This window comes from Streptomyces sp. NPDC017095, assembly GCF_044332325.1.
Taxonomy (GTDB): Bacteria; Actinomycetota; Actinomycetes; order Streptomycetales; family Streptomycetaceae; genus Streptomyces.
Map to the genome: position 1 here is coordinate 481590 of NZ_JBIROU010000003.1, position 15665 is coordinate 497254.

16 protein-coding genes and 1 riboswitch are annotated in these 15665 nt (G+C 70.5%); of the genes, 6 read left to right on the plus strand and 10 right to left on the minus strand.

Annotation, left to right across the window (positions count from 1 at the left end; genetic code table 11):
- The 5 genes from ACH4OA_RS08305 to ACH4OA_RS08325 form a co-directional block, all read right to left on the minus strand.
- On the minus strand, positions 1-867 hold the full coding sequence (locus ACH4OA_RS08305) for a GNAT family N-acetyltransferase (protein WP_397968215.1): 867 nt from the start codon (positions 865-867) through the stop codon (positions 1-3).
- Positions 868-1058: 191 nt separating this feature from the next.
- On the minus strand, positions 1059-1541 hold the full coding sequence (locus ACH4OA_RS08310; RefSeq protein ID WP_365872939.1) for an NUDIX hydrolase: 483 nt from the start codon (positions 1539-1541) through the stop codon (positions 1059-1061).
- A 195-nt stretch (positions 1542-1736) separates the two neighbouring features.
- Positions 1737-2885, minus strand: coding sequence for a cystathionine gamma-lyase (locus ACH4OA_RS08315; protein WP_397968217.1), 1149 nt, complete (start codon positions 2883-2885; stop codon positions 1737-1739).
- Positions 2882-3373 carry a low molecular weight protein-tyrosine-phosphatase gene (locus ACH4OA_RS08320; RefSeq protein ID WP_365872935.1) on the minus strand — a complete coding sequence of 164 codons (492 nt, stop codon included), beginning with the start codon at positions 3371-3373 and terminating at the stop codon, positions 2882-2884. Before ACH4OA_RS08320 ends, ACH4OA_RS08315 begins: the two co-directional genes overlap by 4 nt.
- 6 nt (positions 3374-3379) lie before the next feature.
- The gene (locus ACH4OA_RS08325) at positions 3380-3757 is read right to left on the minus strand and encodes a phage holin family protein (protein ID WP_365872933.1); all 378 of its coding nucleotides are present in this window, start codon (positions 3755-3757) and stop codon (positions 3380-3382) included.
- Between the two features lie 104 nt (positions 3758-3861).
- On the opposite strand from ACH4OA_RS08325, the gene ACH4OA_RS08330 reads away from it, so the two are divergent.
- From ACH4OA_RS08330 to ACH4OA_RS08345, 4 genes are all read left to right on the plus strand, one after another.
- On the plus strand, positions 3862-4179 hold the full coding sequence (locus ACH4OA_RS08330; RefSeq protein WP_397936596.1) for a cupin domain-containing protein: 318 nt from the start codon (positions 3862-3864) through the stop codon (positions 4177-4179).
- Between the two features lie 131 nt (positions 4180-4310).
- Positions 4311-4523 (plus strand): DUF5326 family protein, encoded by a 213-nt coding sequence (locus tag ACH4OA_RS08335; protein WP_365872929.1) that lies wholly within the window; start codon positions 4311-4313, stop codon positions 4521-4523.
- A gap of 365 nt (positions 4524-4888) precedes the next feature.
- On the plus strand, positions 4889-5680 hold the full coding sequence (locus tag ACH4OA_RS08340) for an IclR family transcriptional regulator (RefSeq protein WP_397968363.1): 792 nt from the start codon (positions 4889-4891) through the stop codon (positions 5678-5680).
- 99 nt (positions 5681-5779) lie between these two features.
- A complete protein-coding gene (locus ACH4OA_RS08345) occupies positions 5780-6217 on the plus strand; it encodes an SsgA family sporulation/cell division regulator (protein WP_365872927.1) in 438 nt (145 codons plus the stop codon).
- 151 nt (positions 6218-6368) lie between these two features.
- Here ACH4OA_RS08345 and ACH4OA_RS08350 read toward each other — a convergent pair whose 3' ends face one another.
- Entirely contained in the window at positions 6369-7874 is a 1506-nt protein-coding gene (locus tag ACH4OA_RS08350) for a YibE/F family protein (RefSeq protein ID WP_397968365.1), read from the minus strand.
- 81 nt (positions 7875-7955) lie between these two features.
- Positions 7956-8133: riboswitch (TPP riboswitch) on the plus strand.
- On the opposite strand from ACH4OA_RS08350, the gene thiC reads away from it, so the two are divergent.
- Complete coding sequence (gene thiC, locus ACH4OA_RS08355) at positions 8126-9910, plus strand: phosphomethylpyrimidine synthase ThiC (RefSeq protein ID WP_397968219.1); 1785 nt, start codon at positions 8126-8128, stop codon at positions 9908-9910. Its footprint overlaps the riboswitch before it by 8 nt.
- 152 nt (positions 9911-10062) lie before the next feature.
- On the opposite strand, the gene ACH4OA_RS08360 is transcribed toward thiC, so the two are convergent.
- The 3 genes from ACH4OA_RS08360 to ACH4OA_RS08370 all read right to left on the minus strand — a co-directional run bounded on the left by ACH4OA_RS08360 (position 10063) and on the right by ACH4OA_RS08370 (position 13593).
- On the minus strand, positions 10063-10914 hold the full coding sequence (locus tag ACH4OA_RS08360; RefSeq protein ID WP_397936600.1) for a hypothetical protein: 852 nt from the start codon (positions 10912-10914) through the stop codon (positions 10063-10065).
- Positions 10915-11096: 182 nt separating this feature from the next.
- Positions 11097-12176: a metallophosphoesterase gene (locus ACH4OA_RS08365; protein ID WP_365872921.1), complete on the minus strand. Its 1080-nt coding sequence runs from the start codon at positions 12174-12176 to the stop codon at positions 11097-11099.
- Between the two features lie 304 nt (positions 12177-12480).
- Positions 12481-13593, minus strand: a complete 1113-nt coding sequence (locus ACH4OA_RS08370; protein ID WP_365872919.1) for a LacI family DNA-binding transcriptional regulator — start codon at positions 13591-13593, stop codon at positions 12481-12483.
- Between the two features lie 455 nt (positions 13594-14048).
- On the opposite strand from ACH4OA_RS08370, the gene hisC reads away from it, so the two are divergent.
- On the plus strand, positions 14049-15128 hold the full coding sequence (hisC, locus tag ACH4OA_RS08375) for a histidinol-phosphate transaminase (protein WP_397936604.1): 1080 nt from the start codon (positions 14049-14051) through the stop codon (positions 15126-15128).
- A 109-nt stretch (positions 15129-15237) separates the two neighbouring features.
- On the opposite strand, the gene ACH4OA_RS08380 is transcribed toward hisC, so the two are convergent.
- On the minus strand, positions 15238-15615 hold the full coding sequence (locus tag ACH4OA_RS08380) for a cyclophilin-like fold protein (protein ID WP_397968222.1): 378 nt from the start codon (positions 15613-15615) through the stop codon (positions 15238-15240).
- Between the last annotated feature and the right edge of the window lie 50 nt (positions 15616-15665).

The window sequence follows — 15665 nt, forward strand, 5'->3', positions numbered from 1 at the left end:
TCAGCCCGCGGCGACCGTCAGCGGGGCGAACCTCCGGCTCCAGTCCCCCGGCAGGTCCGGCATGCCGTAGGTCATCACCGAGTGACAGGCCACGGAGGTCAGTCCCCGCTCCTTCACCCAGTCCAGCAGTTCCTCGTGGCGCACGTCGATGTCGGTGCGCAGAGGACGTTCCGTACGGGCCGCCAGCGAGGTGATGAGTGCCTTGGCAGTCTCGGTGTCCCGGGCGATCAGCGGGCCGACGACATGGGTGTCCATGTTGGGCCAGGCGGCCGTGTAGCCGATGAGCCGACCGCCCTCTTCGGCGACCCGTAGCTGATCGGCGAACGCGGGCAACCGGGTGATCAAGGGCGTGCGATCGGTGCCGAACACCTCCTCGTCGAGGCGCACGATCGCCGGCAGGTCTTCCGCGGTGGCAGCGCGTGTGAAGACCGCCGGCTCCAGTCCACCGGGAGAGAAGCGGCCCCTCAGCATCTCGGCCCGGCCGGTCACCTTGAAGCCCAGCTCCTCGTAGAGAGGCCGGCCGTTCGGTGTGGCATGCAGGATCAGCGGAGTGGTCCCCATGCTCGATACGACGTGTCGCATCAAGCGGCGTCCGACACCCTGACGGGCGTGGCGTCCGGCCACCAGAACCATGCCGATGGCTCCGAGATCCGGCTGCCCCCACGCGCCGTACTCGGTGACCACGCAGGCGGCGACGAGACCGCCCTGGGGGTCGTCGATGCCGAATCCCTTGCCGGCGGTGAGGAGGAAGCCCCACTTGTGTTCCTCACGTGGCCACCCCCGGTCTTCGGACAGGTCGGCGCAGGCGCTGAGATCGCGGAGCGTCAGACGACGGATGGGCAGAGCGGCGAGGGAAGGAGTTGGCACGCAGGTCAGGCTGTCCGAATGACGCCCCCGCCGTCCACCCGTTTCGATGTGACGCACGCGCTTTTGGCCATCTCGTGGCTCTGTACACAACCCACGGACAACTGCCCGGTGTTTCACGTGAAACATCGAGCCATGCTCCCGGCCTTCTGCGGCGTGGCGAAACAGGGCCGCACCCGGCCGTCAGCCGCCGGTCAGCCGAGGTCGGGGGCGTGCATGGCGCGCACTCCCTCGATGTTGCCGTCCAGGTAGTGACGCAGGGACAGCGGGACGAGGTGGACGGAGGCGATGCCGACGCGGGTGAACGGGATGCGGACGATCTCGTACTCGCCGGCCGGCTCGTCCACTTCGGGGCCATGGCGCTGGGCCGGGTCCATGGATTCCAGCCGGCACACGAAGAAGTGCTGCACCTTGACGCCGGTCGCGCCGCCGTCCTCGCCGATGTGCTCGACCGTGTCCACGAAGCACGGCACCACATCGATGATCTTGGCGCCGAGTTCCTCGTGCACCTCCCGGTGCAGGGCGTCCACGACGGTCGAGTCGCCGGGCTCGACGCCACCACCGGGAGTGACCCAGTAGGGGTCGACACCGGGCTTGGTGCGCTTGATCAGGATCAGGTCGTCACCGTCCAGGAGAACGGCACGGGCGGTGCGCTTGACCACGGGTCGGACGGTCATGGGAGAAATGTGGCCCCGCTGGTTCCACGTGAAACATGGCAAAGCATTACGACCCGACAGTGTTGCCTGCTCACCGCTCCGGTGACGGCTCCGCCAGGCGCGGCGGCCGGGCGGAGCCGTCAGCCGCAAGCGGTCCGAGCCGGGCAAGGGAGGCCCGGACCGTCCTGACGCCGACGGCGGCCGGCGCCTGCGGAACTACTCGGCGGACTCGTCCAGGGCGCGCAGGATGTCGGCGACCAGGTCCTCCGGGTCCTCCGCGCCCACGGACATCCGGATGAAGCCCTCCGGAACGTCGTCCCCGCCCCAGCGGCGGCGGCGCTCGGCAGTGGAGCGCACCCCGCCGAAGCTGGTCGCGTCCTCCACCAGACGCAGAGCCGCGAGGAAACGCTCGGCACGCGCCCGCGTGGGCAGGGTGAACGAGACGACACAGCCGTAGCGGTGCATCTGCTGCGCCGCGATCTTGTGCGAGGGGTCCTCGGGCAGACCCGGGTAGCGCAGACCGGAGACTTCAGACCGCTGCCGCAGCGCCTCCGCGACCACCAGAGCGGTGGCGTTCTGCCGGTCCACCCGCATCTGGAGGGTCGCGATGGAGCGGTGCGCGAGCCAGGACTCCATGGGCCCGGAGATCGCACCGACGATCTTGCGCCAGCGACGCACGGCGGCCATCGCCTCGGCGTCGCGGCCGGCGACGTAACCCAGCAGGACGTCACCGTGTCCGGTGAGCTGCTTGGTGCCGCTGGCCACGGAGAAATCGGCGCCCAGCTCCAGCGGCCGCTGCCCGAGCGGCGTGGCCAGCGTGTTGTCGACGGCGACCAACGCGCCACGCGCGTGCGCCGCCTCCGTCAGCCGCCGGATGTCGCACACGTCGAGCCCGGGGTTGGACGGGGACTCGATCCACAGCAGCCGCGCCCCGTCGAGCACCTCCAGCTGGGCGTCACCGCCGGTCGGCGCGGTGCGCACCTCGATGCCGTAAGCCTCCAACTGGGCACTGACCAGCGGCAGCACCTGATAGCCGTCCGAGGGCAGCACGACCGCGTCCCCGGCGCGCAGCTGGGAGAACAGCACGGAGGAGATCGCCGCCATGCCGGAGGCGAACACCAGCGTCTCCACGTCCTGGCGCCCGGGCGCCTCCAGCTCGCCGATGGCCCGCTCCAGCAGCGTCCAGGTCGGGTTGTCGTCACGGCCGTACGAGTACGGTCCCGTCACCTCGCCGGGCAGGTGGAAGTGGGCGGCGAACACCGGCCCGGGCAGCGTCGGCTCGTGCTTGACCGGCTCGGGCAGCCCGGCCCGTACCGCGCGCGTGCCGTCGCCGGTGCGGCCCTCGTCCTTCGTGCCATCGCTCATGCGGCCCGTCCCTCCAGTTCCTCCTGTACGGCGGCGAGCAGACCGACGCTCGCCGACTCCACCATCTCAAGGCACTCCTCGAAGCCCTCCCGGCCTCCGTAGTAAGGGTCCGGTACGTCGAGGTCGTCACCGGCGGCGGGGTCGTAGGAGCGCAGCAGGCGGACCTTGCGCGCGTCCTCCTCGGTGGGCGCGAGACGGCGCAGGGCCCGGAGATGGCCGGCGTCGAGGGCGATCACGAGGTCGAGCCGGGCGAACCACGACGGCAGGAACTGGCGGGCCGTGTGCTCGGCGCCATAGCCGTGCTCCTCCAGGACGGAGACGGTGCGCGGGTCGGCCGGCTCCCCCTCGTGCCAGCCGCCGGTGCCGGCGCTGTCCGCCGCCACCAGGTCCTCCAGACCGGCCTCCGCCACGCGCGCGCGGAAGACGGATTCGGCCATCGGCGAGCGGCAGATGTTGCCGGTGCACACGAAACAGACGCGGTAGGTCATGTGCGCTCAGTCCTCGTCGGGCAGGACCATGTGCAGCGCCCAGGAGACGATGGAGATGATCAGACCGCCGAGGACGGCCGTCCAGAAGCCCTGCACATGGAAGCTCAGGTCCAGCTTGCCGCACACCCAGGAGGTCAGCAGCAGCATCAGCGCGTTCACCACCAGGGTGATCAGACCCAGGGTCAGGATGAACAGCGGAAAGGTGAGCACCTTCACGATCGGCTTGACCAGCCAGTTCACCAAGCCGAAGATCAGCGCGACGACGATCAGCGTGCCGGCCTTCTTGGCGGTGCCGTCACCGGTGAGAGTGATCTTGTCGAGCAGCCAGACCGCGACCGCCAGGGCGCCGGCGTTGGCGATCGTCTTGACTAGGAAATTCCTCATGTGTCTGATCGTGGCAGACCGGGCCGGTCCCGGCCGGACGTGCGACCGGCGGGGCGATGGAGAGCAGGGGAACCGTGAGCGGTGAGGCGAGGACGGCAGGGGCGATGAAGGCATTCCGGCTGGACGAACTGGAGGCGGAACGCGTCGCCAACGAGGGTGCTTACCTGCAGTTCCTGCGGGAGCGGAACATGTCGGTGGGCCTGTACGCCCTCGACGCCGGCGAGCGGGACCCGCAGCAGCCGCACCGCCAGGACGAGGTGTACTTCGTGGTCAGCGGGCGGGCCTCCCTCACCGTCGGTGCGGAGACGACCGAGGTGGCGCGGGGCAGCGTCGTCTACGTGCCCGCCGGGGTCACTCACAGGTTCCACCACGTCAGCGAGGACCTCAGGGTGCTCGTCGTGTTCTCTCCGCCCGAGGCGTGAGCCCGCTTCTCGGGGTTCCCTAGGGGACGGATCAGGGGAGGACAAGGGGTGCGGAACCCTCGTAGAGAGCCCTCGCGGCCCTAGCATCGAGTGCGGAACATCAACAACGCACGAGACAGAGGACGAGGGCGATGCGAGAGATATTCGCGGGACTGCCGTGGTGGGTGAAGTGGGTCGCGGTGCCGGTCATCGCCCTGGTCGTGTTCGGCGGCCTGATAGCGACCGTGGTCGGATTCGTGATCGGGCTGCTGTTCAAGGCGCTGGTCTTCGTCGCCCTGGTCGCTGGACTGATTTACGTCGTGCGCAAGTTCATGGGGAGCTCCTCGTCGCGCAGCGACTGGTGAGGCGCCGGGGCACCGGTCAGCGGTGAGGTGAGCCCCGTCCCTCGGGGGAGGGAAGTTTCACCGCGAGCCGTCCGGGCACGGCGGTGGACGGTTAGAGTCCGGAACTCCCCGCGGGGCCCCGGCTCCGTGGGTGGCGCAGATCCCCCCGTGCCCTTCCCGCCGCACGGGCTCCCCCCTCGCGCTTCGGGAGTGACCCCTTGCCCACGGTTGACACCGCCCTCGCCGATCCCCAAGCCCGTGCCGTCGCACCGCGCTCCTGCGCGCCCCCTTTCCCTCGACCCGCCCCCCTCACCGTCCCCGCCCAGCTCTCGGTGCACACGGTGGACATCTCCGGCTCCGCCGGCGCCGTCGAAGCCTCCGGACCGGTGCGCTCCGCCGGCCCGCCGGGACCCCCGTCCGCCGCCCCGCCCGCCGTCACGCTGATCGGTTCCGTCCAGCGCGCCATGCGCCTGCTGGAGACCGTCGCCACGCACCCCTACGGCGCCCCCGCGAAACAACTCGCCCGCGAGACCGGTCTCGCGCTGCCCACGGCGTACCACCTGCTGCGCACCCTGGTGCACGAGGGCTATCTGCGCCGGGAGAAGGGGCTGTTCTTCCTCGGGGACGCCGCCGAGCGGCTGGCCCGCGGCGGAGCGCAGCAGAAACGTCGCAGCACGATGGCGGACACCCTCGCGCACTGGCGCGACCTTCTTGGCGCGCCGGTGTACTACGCGATGTACCGGGACGGCGAGATCGAGATCCTGTGCGTCTCCGAGTCCCGCCAGGCACCGGCGGTCGAGGAGTGGGCGGACTTCCGCGAGACCGGCCACGCGCACGCCGTCGGGCAGTGCCTGCTCTCCCAACTGGACGAGGACGCCCGGCGCGACCATCTCGCGCGGTACCCCGTACGCGCCCTCACGCCGTACACGGTGCGGGACAACGACACGCTGCTGCGCCGGCTGGCCCGGATGCGCCGGATGGAACCGGTGGTGGAGCGCCAGGAGTACGCGGTCGGCACGGTCTGCGCGGCGGTCCCCATCACGGCCGGCGCCACCGCGGCCACGGTGGCCATCTCGCTCCCCACCCACCAGGCCGACCGGCTGCTGCCCGCGGCCCGCCGGCTGCATACGGAGATCGGGCGGCATCTGGAATCGCTCACTCTCGCTATCAGTATCTGAAAACTTACTCCTTGTGATTCACTGTGTACTTTCAGCAAGATTTGAACACGGTCAGAGGGGTTAATCCCGGCCAGTCGACGTCTTACGACGGGGTAGGCGATGCGCGAGTCCGTACAGGCAGAAGTCATGATGAGCTTTCTCGTGTCGGAGGAGCTCTCCTTCCGCATCCCGGTGGAGTTGCGCTACGAGACCAGTGATCCCTATGCCATCCGCCTCACCTTCCATCTGCCCGGCGACGCTCCGGTGACCTGGGCGTTCGGGCGCGAACTGCTGATCGACGGCGTCGGCCGTCCGTGCGGGGAGGGGGACGTGCGGATCGCTCCCGCCGATTCCGAGGTGCTGGGCGAGGTGCTGATCCGGCTTCAGGTCGGCGGCGACCACGCCCTGTTCCGCTCGTCGGCGCCTCCGCTCGTGGCCTTCCTCGACCGCACGGACAAGCTGGTGCCGCTGGGTCAGGAGGCCGCGCTGGCCGATTTCGACGCGCATCTCGACGAGGCCCTGGACCGCATCCTGGCCGAGGAGCAGAGCGCCGGCTGAAGCCTTACGGCTCGGAGCGCGGGCGCTCCGCCGTCCCGTGGGGCGTGCTGCAGGAACGCTTCTGCGGTAGGCCCGCGGCCCGCATGCAGCCGCGTCGCTTCCGTTCCGGACGGGCTCACGCGCGCTCACGGCTTCCGGCGCAGGCCCGCGTTCACCGCTTGCGGCGTCGGCCCCGGCCGCCGCGTGCGGATGCGGGCCGCGCCCCGGCAGGGGCCAGGGCGTCCGGGCGGGACCGGTCGGCCGAGACGACCAGGGCGGCCAGCGCCGTGGTGACCGGGACCGAGGCCACCAGGCCGATCGAGCCCACCAGCGTGCGCACGATCTCCTCGGCCACCAGCTCGCTGTTGGCCACGCTCCCGACGCTGCTCTGCGCGATCGAGAACAGCAGCAGCAACGGCAGCGCGGCGCCGGCGTAGGCGAGCACCAGGGTGTTGACCACGGACGCGATGTGGTCACGGCCGATCCGGATGCCCGCCCGGTACAGCCCGCGCCAGCCCATCGACGGGTTCGCCTCGTGCAGTTCCCAGACGGCCGAGGTCTGGGTGACCGTCACATCGTCCAGGACGCCGAGCGAACCGATGATGACACCGGCCAGCAGCAGGCCGCTCATGTCGATCGACGGGTACAGACCGTGGATCAGACCGGTGCTGTCGTCCGTGTTGCCGGTCAGCGCCGCCCAGCCGATGAAGAGCGAGCCGAGCCCGCCGATCAGCGACAGCGAGATCAGCGTGCCGAGCACCGCCACCGACGTACGGGCCGACAGGCCATGGCACATGTACAGGGCGATCAGCATGATGGCGCTCGACCCGACCACGGCCACCAGCAGCGGGTCCCCGCCCTGGAGGATCGCCGGCAGGATGAACAGCGTCAGCACCAGGAAGCTGACGGCCAGCGCGACCAGGGCCATGACACCGCGCAGCCGGCCCACCACGACCACGGCCACCGCGAAGACACCCGCGAGCAGGGCCATGGGGAACGTCCGGTTCACATCGGTCACCGCGTACTGCAGGTTCTTCGGGGCCGAGGGCTCGTAGGCGACCACGACCTTCTCGCCCTGGTGGAGCTGGCGCGGCTGGTCCGGCTGCACGATCTCGGTGAACGTACGGCCCTTGTCCTTGCCGGTGTCCACCCGGATGGTCGCCTTCTTGCAGGTCCCGTCGGCCTGCTGCTGCGCCGAACTGCCCTCGGCGGTGGACGTGTCGCCGGTCGGCGGGACACCGGAGGCATTCGCCGCCGTGCAGCTCAGTTCGGTGACCCGGGTGACCGTGGCCTGCTGGGTCTGCCGGTCGAAGCCGACGCCGGTGCGCTTGTGGGACGGGGCGTCTCCGGGCCAGAGCACCACGAGTCCGACCAGCACCGCCGCGGTGAAGGGCACCAGGATCGCCGCGATCACCTTGCGCAGGTGCTGGGAGACCGGGGCCGCAGGACCGTGGCTGTGGCTGTGCCCGTGCGAGTGACCGTGCGCACGACCGGCTTCACGGCCGTCGACGGGGGCTCCATGGCCCCCGGCGAAGACGTCACGGCCCCCGTCAAAGGCTTCACCGCCGCCTTCCCCGGCTGCACGGCCGCCCTCCGGGGTTCCGTGGCCGGGGCCGGCGCCCCCTTCCGAGCCGTCTTGACGGCGCGGCCCGGGCGGCTGGTGCGGGTACTGCTCCATCCTGGTCACCGCCAGATCATCCCAAGAACGGGTGGGGGCCCACTGTTCAGCGCGCCACACATGACGCTAGCGTGGAGGCACCTTTGCACACGCGGGAGCTCGGAGCACCGGGCTGAGAGGGCGCTGACCTCCGTAGACGCGATGTTTCACGTGGAACGAGCGATGGTCCACGGGGAATGTCGGCAGACGGGAACCGCTGCGTCGACCGCCGAACCTGTTACCGGGTAATGCCGGCGTAGGGAGTAGGTCTCATGACCAACAAGGACGCACGCACGCCTGCCTCCGTCCAGGACGAGAAGTCCCCGGAGGCCGGGAAGTCCATCGGCTGGCACAAGGCGTATGTCGAAGGCTCGCGCCCCGACCTGCGCGTACCGGTCCGTCAGGTGCATCTCACCAACGGGCAGTCGGTCACGCTGTACGACACCTCGGGCCCGTACACCGATCCACTCGTCGACACGGACGTCCGCAGGGGGCTGTCACCGGTGCGGGAGAACTGGATCATCGCCCGTGGCGACACCGAGGAGTACGCGGGCCGTCCGGTCCGTCCCGAGGACGACGGGATCAAGCACACCTCGCCGCGCGGCGGACTGCGGAACCTGGACGCGGTCTTCCCCGGACGTCCCCGGCAGCCTCGGCGGGGCCGCGACGGCCAGGCGGTCACGCAGCTCGCGTACGCCCGCCGGGGCGACATCACGCCGGAGATGGAGTTCGTGGCCCTCCGGGAGAACGTCTCTCCCGAGGTGGTCCGCGAGGAGATCGCGGCGGGCCGGGCGGTGCTGCCGGCCAACGTCAACCATCCGGAGATCGAGCCGATGATCATCGGCAAGCGGTTCCTGGTGAAGGTCAACGCCAACATCGGCAACTCCGCCGTGACGTCCTCCATCGAAGAGGAGGTCGACAAGATGACCTGGGCGACCCGCTGGGGCGCCGACACGGTCATGGATCTGTCCACCGGGCGCAATATCCACACCACCCGCGAGTGGGTGCTGCGCAACTCCCCCGTCCCCATCGGCACGGTGCCGCTCTATCAGGCCCTGGAGAAGGTCGACGGCAGGGCCGAGGAGCTGACCTGGGAGATCTACAAGGACACCGTCATCGAGCAGGCCGAGCAGGGCGTGGACTACATGACCGTCCACGCGGGCGTCCGGCTCGCGTACGTCCCCCTCACCGCCAACCGCAAGACCGGGATCGTCTCGCGCGGCGGCTCGATCATGGCCGCGTGGTGCCTGGCGCACCACAAGGAGTCGTTCCTGTACGAGAACTTCGAGGAGCTGTGCGAGATCCTCGCCGCCTACGATGTCACCTACTCGCTGGGCGACGGACTGCGGCCGGGGTCGATCGCGGACGCCAACGACGAGGCGCAGTTCGCCGAGTTGCGGACGCTCGGGGAACTCAACCGGATCGCCAAACGGTTCCACGTACAGACGATGATCGAGGGCCCCGGGCACGTCCCGATGCACAAGATCAAGGAGAACATCGACCTCCAGCAGGAGATCTGCGATGAAGCTCCGTTCTATACGCTCGGCCCGCTGACCACCGACGTCGCGCCGGCGTACGACCACATCACCTCCGGTATCGGTGCCGCGATGATCGCCTGGTGGGGCACGGCGATGCTCTGCTACGTCACGCCCAAGGAGCACCTGGGCCTGCCCAACCGGGACGACGTCAAGACCGGTGTCATCACCTACAAGATCGCCGCGCACGCGGCGGACCTCGCCAAGGGGCACCCCGGTGCCCAGGAGTGGGACGACGCCCTGTCCGACGCCCGCTTCGAGTTCCGGTGGGAGGACCAGTTCAACCTCGCCCTGGACCCCGACACGGCACGTGAGTTCCACGACGAGACCCTGCCGGCCGAGCCCGCCAAGACGGCCCACTTCTGCTCCATGTGCGGTCCGAAGTTCTGCAGCATGAAGATCTCGCAGGACATCCGGCGTGAGCACGGGGGCAGCCGGACCGAGATCGAGGAGGGCATGGCGCAGAAGTCGAAGGAGTTCGCGGCCTCCGGCAACCGGGTGTATCTGCCCATCGCCGACTGACCCGCGGCCTTCCGGACGCTGAGCTACCCGGGGCGGCGCGGCGGCCGCCCCGGAGGGCGTTCTCCTGGAGACCGTCTCCCGCGCCACAGGCCCCTCGGGCTCCTGGTGGGACGGCCGTGCGCCGCGGTCTCCTGGCCGGGTGGGCGGTCGGGTCACTCGGGCCGGTGCTCCGGGCCGCCGAAGTCCGGGCTCGTGTAATCGGGGCTGGTGTAGCCGGGGCGGTCGGACCCGGTGCCGTCGGCGGGGCTGCTGAAGCCGGGCCGGCCGTAGCCCAGTCGCGGCATGCGGCCGGTCGGTGCGGGCGGCGCCGGGTGGTGTGCGGCGGGACCGGCCCCGGCCAGCGCCTCCCGGAGGAAGGGCAGGATGCCGCGCTCCAGCAGGGCGTCCCGCCAGGCCTCTCTGGCTCTGGCCAGCTCCTCGTGTGCCGTGTCCCGGGCCCGGGCGTCCGCCGGGGCGCGGTTGCGCAGCGCGGCGAGCAGCAGTCCGACGGCGGCGACCAGGATCGTCACCGCGGTGAGGGCACCGAACACCCAGCCGGTGGTGAGCAGGGTCCGGGCGAGGGCCTGCCCGGGGTCCAGCACCTTCAGGATGTAGCCGACGAGCAGGAAGATGACCGCCGCCGTCCCGGAGAGCAGCGGCGCCAGGACCGCGATCACCGCGACGGCGCCCGCGCCGGTGCTCCCGGCGGCTTCACCGAGGGCGGTGGAGAGGTCGGTGCCGGGCGAACCAGGGGCGGGGACGGCGGTGGCGGACGGAACGGACAGCGCCGGCTGGCGCAGCGCGTCGCGGAGTCCGACGTAGCGCTGGTATTCGGCCGCCGCGGCTGCCGTGATCAGGGCCGAGGCGTCGAGCGCCATGGTGCGCAGTTGTCCGGCGTCGAACCGGTCTCCGACAGCGGCCAGTTCCGGCCGGTGCGGAGCGGAGCGCAGCGCCTCGCCGAGGAGCCGCTCGAACTCCTGGTGGTCCTCGCTCCGCAGGTGCTGCGGAAGGCTGTTCATGTGCATCCCCCGATGCTCCGTAGGGCTGGGACCCGCACGGTGACGGGCCCGTCGGGCAGAAACGGAGGGGAGCCTGCTACGGGTAAGGCGATGGTAGAGCCGGGACGGCGCGCGGTGACAGGGGATTGCCGGAAATTGCCGTCCGGCCTGCGCGGACGCGACCGGCGGGCGGTGCGCCTGAGGACCGGTCAGTTCTCCAAGGGAAGCTCTTGGACCAGCAGCTTTCCGGCCATGGTCACTCCGCCGTCCATGGCGATGGCGAGTCCGCCCGCGTAGACGTGCGGTCCTTCGACCACCGGGCCCGTGCTCTCCTCGCCGTCCTCGGAGCCGACTTCGCCGAGCAGGTAGGGAATGGGACTGTGCCCGTGAACGACCCGGGTGCCGCCGTACGTATCCAGGAGGGCACGCACGGCGTCGGCGCCGCCCTCGTCGCGGAAGGAGAAGCGCTTGGTGAACTTGCGGAACAGGTCCCAGACCTCGTCGGCGTCGTTACGGGTCAGAGCCTCGCGGACGGTGTCGTTGACCGCCTCGATGGAGTCGCCGTAGTCGAGGTAGGCGGTGGTGTCGGAGTGGATGAGCAGATAGCCGTCGACCATCTCGACCGCGTCCAGCCGGGCCATCCACTGCAGATGGTGGTCCTGGAGACGGTCCATGTCCGTCTTCTGGCCGCCGTTGAGCAGCCAGGCCGCCTGGAAGGTGGCGGTGCCCGCGCCGGAGTTGACGGGCGTGTCGCCGAATCGCTTGGCGCCGAGCAGCAGCAGCTCGTGGTTGCCCATGAGGGCCTTGCAGTAGCCGCCCGCCGCGGCGGCCTCGGCGGACAGCCGCATGACCAGGTCGATGACGCCGATGCCGTCCGGGCCGCGGTCGGTGAAGTCGCCGAGGAACCACAGCCGGGTGGTGCCGGCGCACCACTGGCCCGAGGCGTCGATCAGGCCCTGTTCCCGCAGGGCGGCCAGCAGCTCGTCGAGATAGCCGTGGACGTCACCGACGACGTACAGCGGTCCGGGGCCGGCCGCGGGCTGCGGGGCCGGGGCGGCGGGAGCCGGTTCGACGGGGACCTGGAGGGTGTCGCCGCGGTTGATGACCGGCAGGTCGCGCTGGGTGGGGGTGTAGCCGTCGGGGTACGCCTCGTCGCCGGCCGGGAGGGCGTCACCGGGGTGGACGCCGTGGACGTACGGACCGGTCTCGTGCACGTACGCGGGTACCCGGAAGTCGCGCAGCGTCGCCGTCCGCTCCGCCTCGGGTCCCTGACCGGCCCCCTGAGTCATCAGACCCCTCCACCATCGCGCCGCATCTGCACCGCTTCGGACTGCCTGGTCGCAGCGGTCCGCGGTGTCGTGGGCCCATCATAGGAACGCGCGTCGCGCCGTGTGATGACCCAGGGGTGGTGAATCGGAACAAGACTCCAGTTCACCGCGGCTTTCGTCCCGTTTGAGCAGATGTTCGACCGGCTTTCGGCCGATCGATCCCCGGACCGGCCGGTCACCGTATCGCACCGGCCGGGCGCGTGCCGGACACGCGCCGCTCCGGAGGCGTGTCGCACCGGACGGTGCGGCACGCGCAGCCGGGGCGCTATCTGTCGTCCGGTGTCCGCGGGGGGCTGACCGTCGTGCGCGGGGACCGCCGCTGCGAGGAGGTGCGCACGATCAGCTCGGTCGGTATCACCTGCTCGACCGGCTGCTCGGACTCGACGCCCTCGATGGCGTCGATGAGGAGCTGGACGACGGCGGTGCCGATGCGGCGCGGCTTCAGCGAGAGCGTGGTGATGGGCGGCTCGGTGCTGGCGTACATGATCGACTCGCTGCAGCACACCAGCAGCAGGTCGTCCGGGACGCGCAGGCCGTAGCGGCGCGCGGCGGCGAGCAGGTCGGTGCCGTTGGGGTCGAAGAGTCCGTACACCGCGTCGGGGCGGTCGGGCCGGGCGAGCAGCCGGTCGGCGGCGACGGCGCCGGCGCACGGATCGTGTGCCGGGTACGCCTCGTAGACCGGGTCCTGGCCGACCCGTTCGCACCAGCGCAGGTAGGCGGTGGTCGACAGGTGGGTGTAGGTGTCCGTCGAGGTGCCGGTCAGCAGGCCGATACGGCGGGCGCCGGCGTCGGCGAGGTGGTCGAGGATGCCGAGTACGGCGGCCTCGTGGTCGTTGTCGACCCAGGCGGTGACGGGGATGGAGCCGGCCGGGCGGCCGTCGGAGACGACCGGCAGTCCCTGCCGGACGAGTTCGCTGACCACCGGGTCCTGGTCGGAGGGGTCGATGACGACCGTGCCGTCCAGGGCCACGTTGGACCAGACGTCGTGCCGGGAGGTCGCGGGCAGGATGACCAGGGCGTAGCCGCGGGCGAGCGCGGCGGAGGTGGCGGCCCGGGCCATCTCGGCGAAGTACGCGAACTCGGTGAAGGTGAAAGGTTCATCCCCGTACGTCGTCACGGTCAGGCCGATCAAACCCGACTTGCCGGTACGGAGGGTGCGGGCGGCGGCCGAGGGGCGGTATCCGAGCCGGTCGGCGACCTCGCGGACATGGCGCCGGGTGGCATCCGGGAGACGGCCCTTGCCGTTGAGGGCGTCGGAGACGGTCGTGATGGAGACCCCGGCGGCGGCGGCGACGTCTCTGATGCCCGCCCGGCCCGGCCGACTGCCTCGACGTGAGGTTTCCGCGCGGCTCACCTGGTGCTTCCCTGCTGCTGTCATGGCGAGCCGATAGTAGGGCTCATGCGGTGGGGTAGTGCGGACGCATATGCACGCATTGGCAGGCACGTTTCTGCATGGCCGTATGGGGTGAACAGCCTTAGAAAACAAGGTAGTTGAGCCCATTAGTGATAAGACATGCCTTGTCAATGCGGATGGGCCTGCCAACTGTCCGAGGTCTCGAAGAGGTCTCAACTCACCTTCACGAGGGACGCGCGCCACGGCGCAAGCTACCGGCGCATAGATATATGTACGGTGCGCCCCCGAAACGTACGCCTTCGTACAGGGATGCCCGTGATGCCTTCCCGGGCGGCGGGGGCCGCCTCTCCTCCGGTTCCGGCGCCCGCGTGCTCCGCCCTTGCCGGACCTGTACGCAGCGGGGCGGAATCCTCATAAGGTGAGGAGTATTGGATGCCGGCGGTGTCGACGGTCCGCCGGTGGTCGCGAGGAGGACTGCGGTGAGCGAGACGAGCCCGAAGCTGCGCGCCGAGCTGGAGGGTATCCCCACCTACAAGCCGGGCAAGCCCGCCGCGGCCGGCGGACCGGCCGCCTACAAGCTGTCCTCCAACGAGAACCCGTACCCGCCGCTGCCGGGTGTGCTGGAGAGCGTGACCGCGGCGGCCTGCGACATCAACCGCTACCCGGACCTGGCCTGCGCCGGGCTGATGGAGGAGCTGTCCGAGCGCTTCGGGGTGCCGCTCTCCCACCTGGCCACCGGGACCGGCTCGGTGGGGGTCGCCCAGCAGCTCGTCCAGGCCACCAGCGGCCCCGGTGACGAGGTGATCTACGCCTGGCGGTCGTTCGAGGCGTACCCGATCATCACGCAGGTCAGCGGGGCCCGGTCGGTGCGGGTGCCGCTGACGCCGGACGATGTGCACGACCTGGACGCGATGGCGGACGCGATCACCGACCGGACGCGGCTGATCTTCGTCTGCAACCCGAACAACCCGACCGGCACGGTGGTGCGGCGGGCCGAGCTGGAACGGTTCCTCGACCGGGTGCCCGGTGATGTGCTGGTGGTGCTGGACGAGGCCTACCGGGAGTTCATCCGCGACCCCGAGGTGCCCGACGGTGTCGAGCTGTACCGGACGCGGCCCAACGTCTGCGTCCTGCGGACCTTCTCCAAGGCGTACGGGCTGGCCGGGCTGCGGGTCGGTTTCGCGATCGCCCATGAGCCGGTGGCGGCCGCGCTGCGCAAGACGGCGGTGCCGTTCGGGGTGAGCCAACTGGCGCAGGAGGCGGCGATCGCCTCGCTGCGGGCCGAGGACGAGCTGCTGGGCCGGGTGGGCTCGCTGGTGTGCGAGCGCACGCGCGTGGTCGACGCGCTGCGGGCCCAGGGCTGGCAGGTGCCCGAGACGCAGGCCAACTTCGTCTGGCTGCGGCTGGGGGAGCGGGCGGCGGCGTTCGCGCAGGCCTGCGAGGAGCACGGGGTCGTGGTCCGGCCGTTCCCGGGCGAGGGTGTCCGGGTGACGGTCGGGGAGAACGAGGCGAACGACATCTTCCTGAAGGTGGCGGAAGCGTTCCGCAAGGAGATCTAGGACCTCTGAACGGCTTGGGCGGGGCCGTCCGAGCCATGTCCGGACCGGGCCGGGACCACGGGGTCTGGTCCGGCCTGGTCCGAAGGTGAAGAGCCGGCCGGCGTCGGCTCTACTCCTCGGTCAGCTCCACCCGGACGGGGTCGCCGTCCCGCACGGTCGCCAGAAGGCCGGCGTCCCCGTCCAGGCTGCCGAGGATGTTGCACGGGCTGGCGAGACGGCACTCGGTCCCCTGGGAGAGGGGCGTCGGGCCGTAGGGCAGGGCGAGGGCGTCTCCGTCCGTCCAGAAGGCCACCGTGCCCGGTTCCACGACCTGACGTGCGTCTGTTTCACGTGGAACAGAGACGCCTGTGCCGAAATACACCTCCTCACCCCAGGTGCGCGCCGTCGAGGCGAGAGGCAGGGCCTTGGCGAGGGCCCGCGTGGTCGGGGTGTCGGCGTCAAGGGTCGCGGTGAGGTTGCCCGCAGACCAGGAGATCCGTATCCGCATGGCGCGCAAGTCAACAAGATGTTGAAGGCGCTGCCAAGACCTTGACGCAG

Coding starts and splice junctions, on each gene's coding strand:
- ACH4OA_RS08310 (WP_365872939.1), bottom strand. CDS start 1,541: ATGACCGTCCGACCCGTGGTCAAGCGCACCGCCCGTGCCGTTCTCCTG.
- ACH4OA_RS08315 (WP_397968217.1), bottom strand. CDS start 2,885: ATGAGCGATGGCACGAAGGACGAGGGCCGCACCGGCGACGGCACGCGC.
- ACH4OA_RS08320 (WP_365872935.1), bottom strand. CDS start 3,373: ATGACCTACCGCGTCTGTTTCGTGTGCACCGGCAACATCTGCCGCTCG.
- ACH4OA_RS08325 (WP_365872933.1), bottom strand. CDS start 3,757: ATGAGGAATTTCCTAGTCAAGACGATCGCCAACGCCGGCGCCCTGGCG.
- ACH4OA_RS08330 (WP_397936596.1), top strand. CDS start 3,862: ATGAAGGCATTCCGGCTGGACGAACTGGAGGCGGAACGCGTCGCCAAC.
- ACH4OA_RS08335 (WP_365872929.1), top strand. CDS start 4,311: ATGCGAGAGATATTCGCGGGACTGCCGTGGTGGGTGAAGTGGGTCGCG.
- ACH4OA_RS08345 (WP_365872927.1), top strand. CDS start 5,780: ATGCGCGAGTCCGTACAGGCAGAAGTCATGATGAGCTTTCTCGTGTCG.
- ACH4OA_RS08350 (WP_397968365.1), bottom strand. CDS start 7,874: ATGGAGCAGTACCCGCACCAGCCGCCCGGGCCGCGCCGTCAAGACGGC.
- thiC (WP_397968219.1), top strand. CDS start 8,126: ATGACCAACAAGGACGCACGCACGCCTGCCTCCGTCCAGGACGAGAAG.
- ACH4OA_RS08360 (WP_397936600.1), bottom strand. CDS start 10,914: ATGCACATGAACAGCCTTCCGCAGCACCTGCGGAGCGAGGACCACCAG.
- ACH4OA_RS08365 (WP_365872921.1), bottom strand. CDS start 12,176: ATGACTCAGGGGGCCGGTCAGGGACCCGAGGCGGAGCGGACGGCGACG.
- ACH4OA_RS08370 (WP_365872919.1), bottom strand. CDS start 13,593: ATGACAGCAGCAGGGAAGCACCAGGTGAGCCGCGCGGAAACCTCACGT.
- ACH4OA_RS08380 (WP_397968222.1), bottom strand. CDS start 15,615: ATGCGGATACGGATCTCCTGGTCTGCGGGCAACCTCACCGCGACCCTT.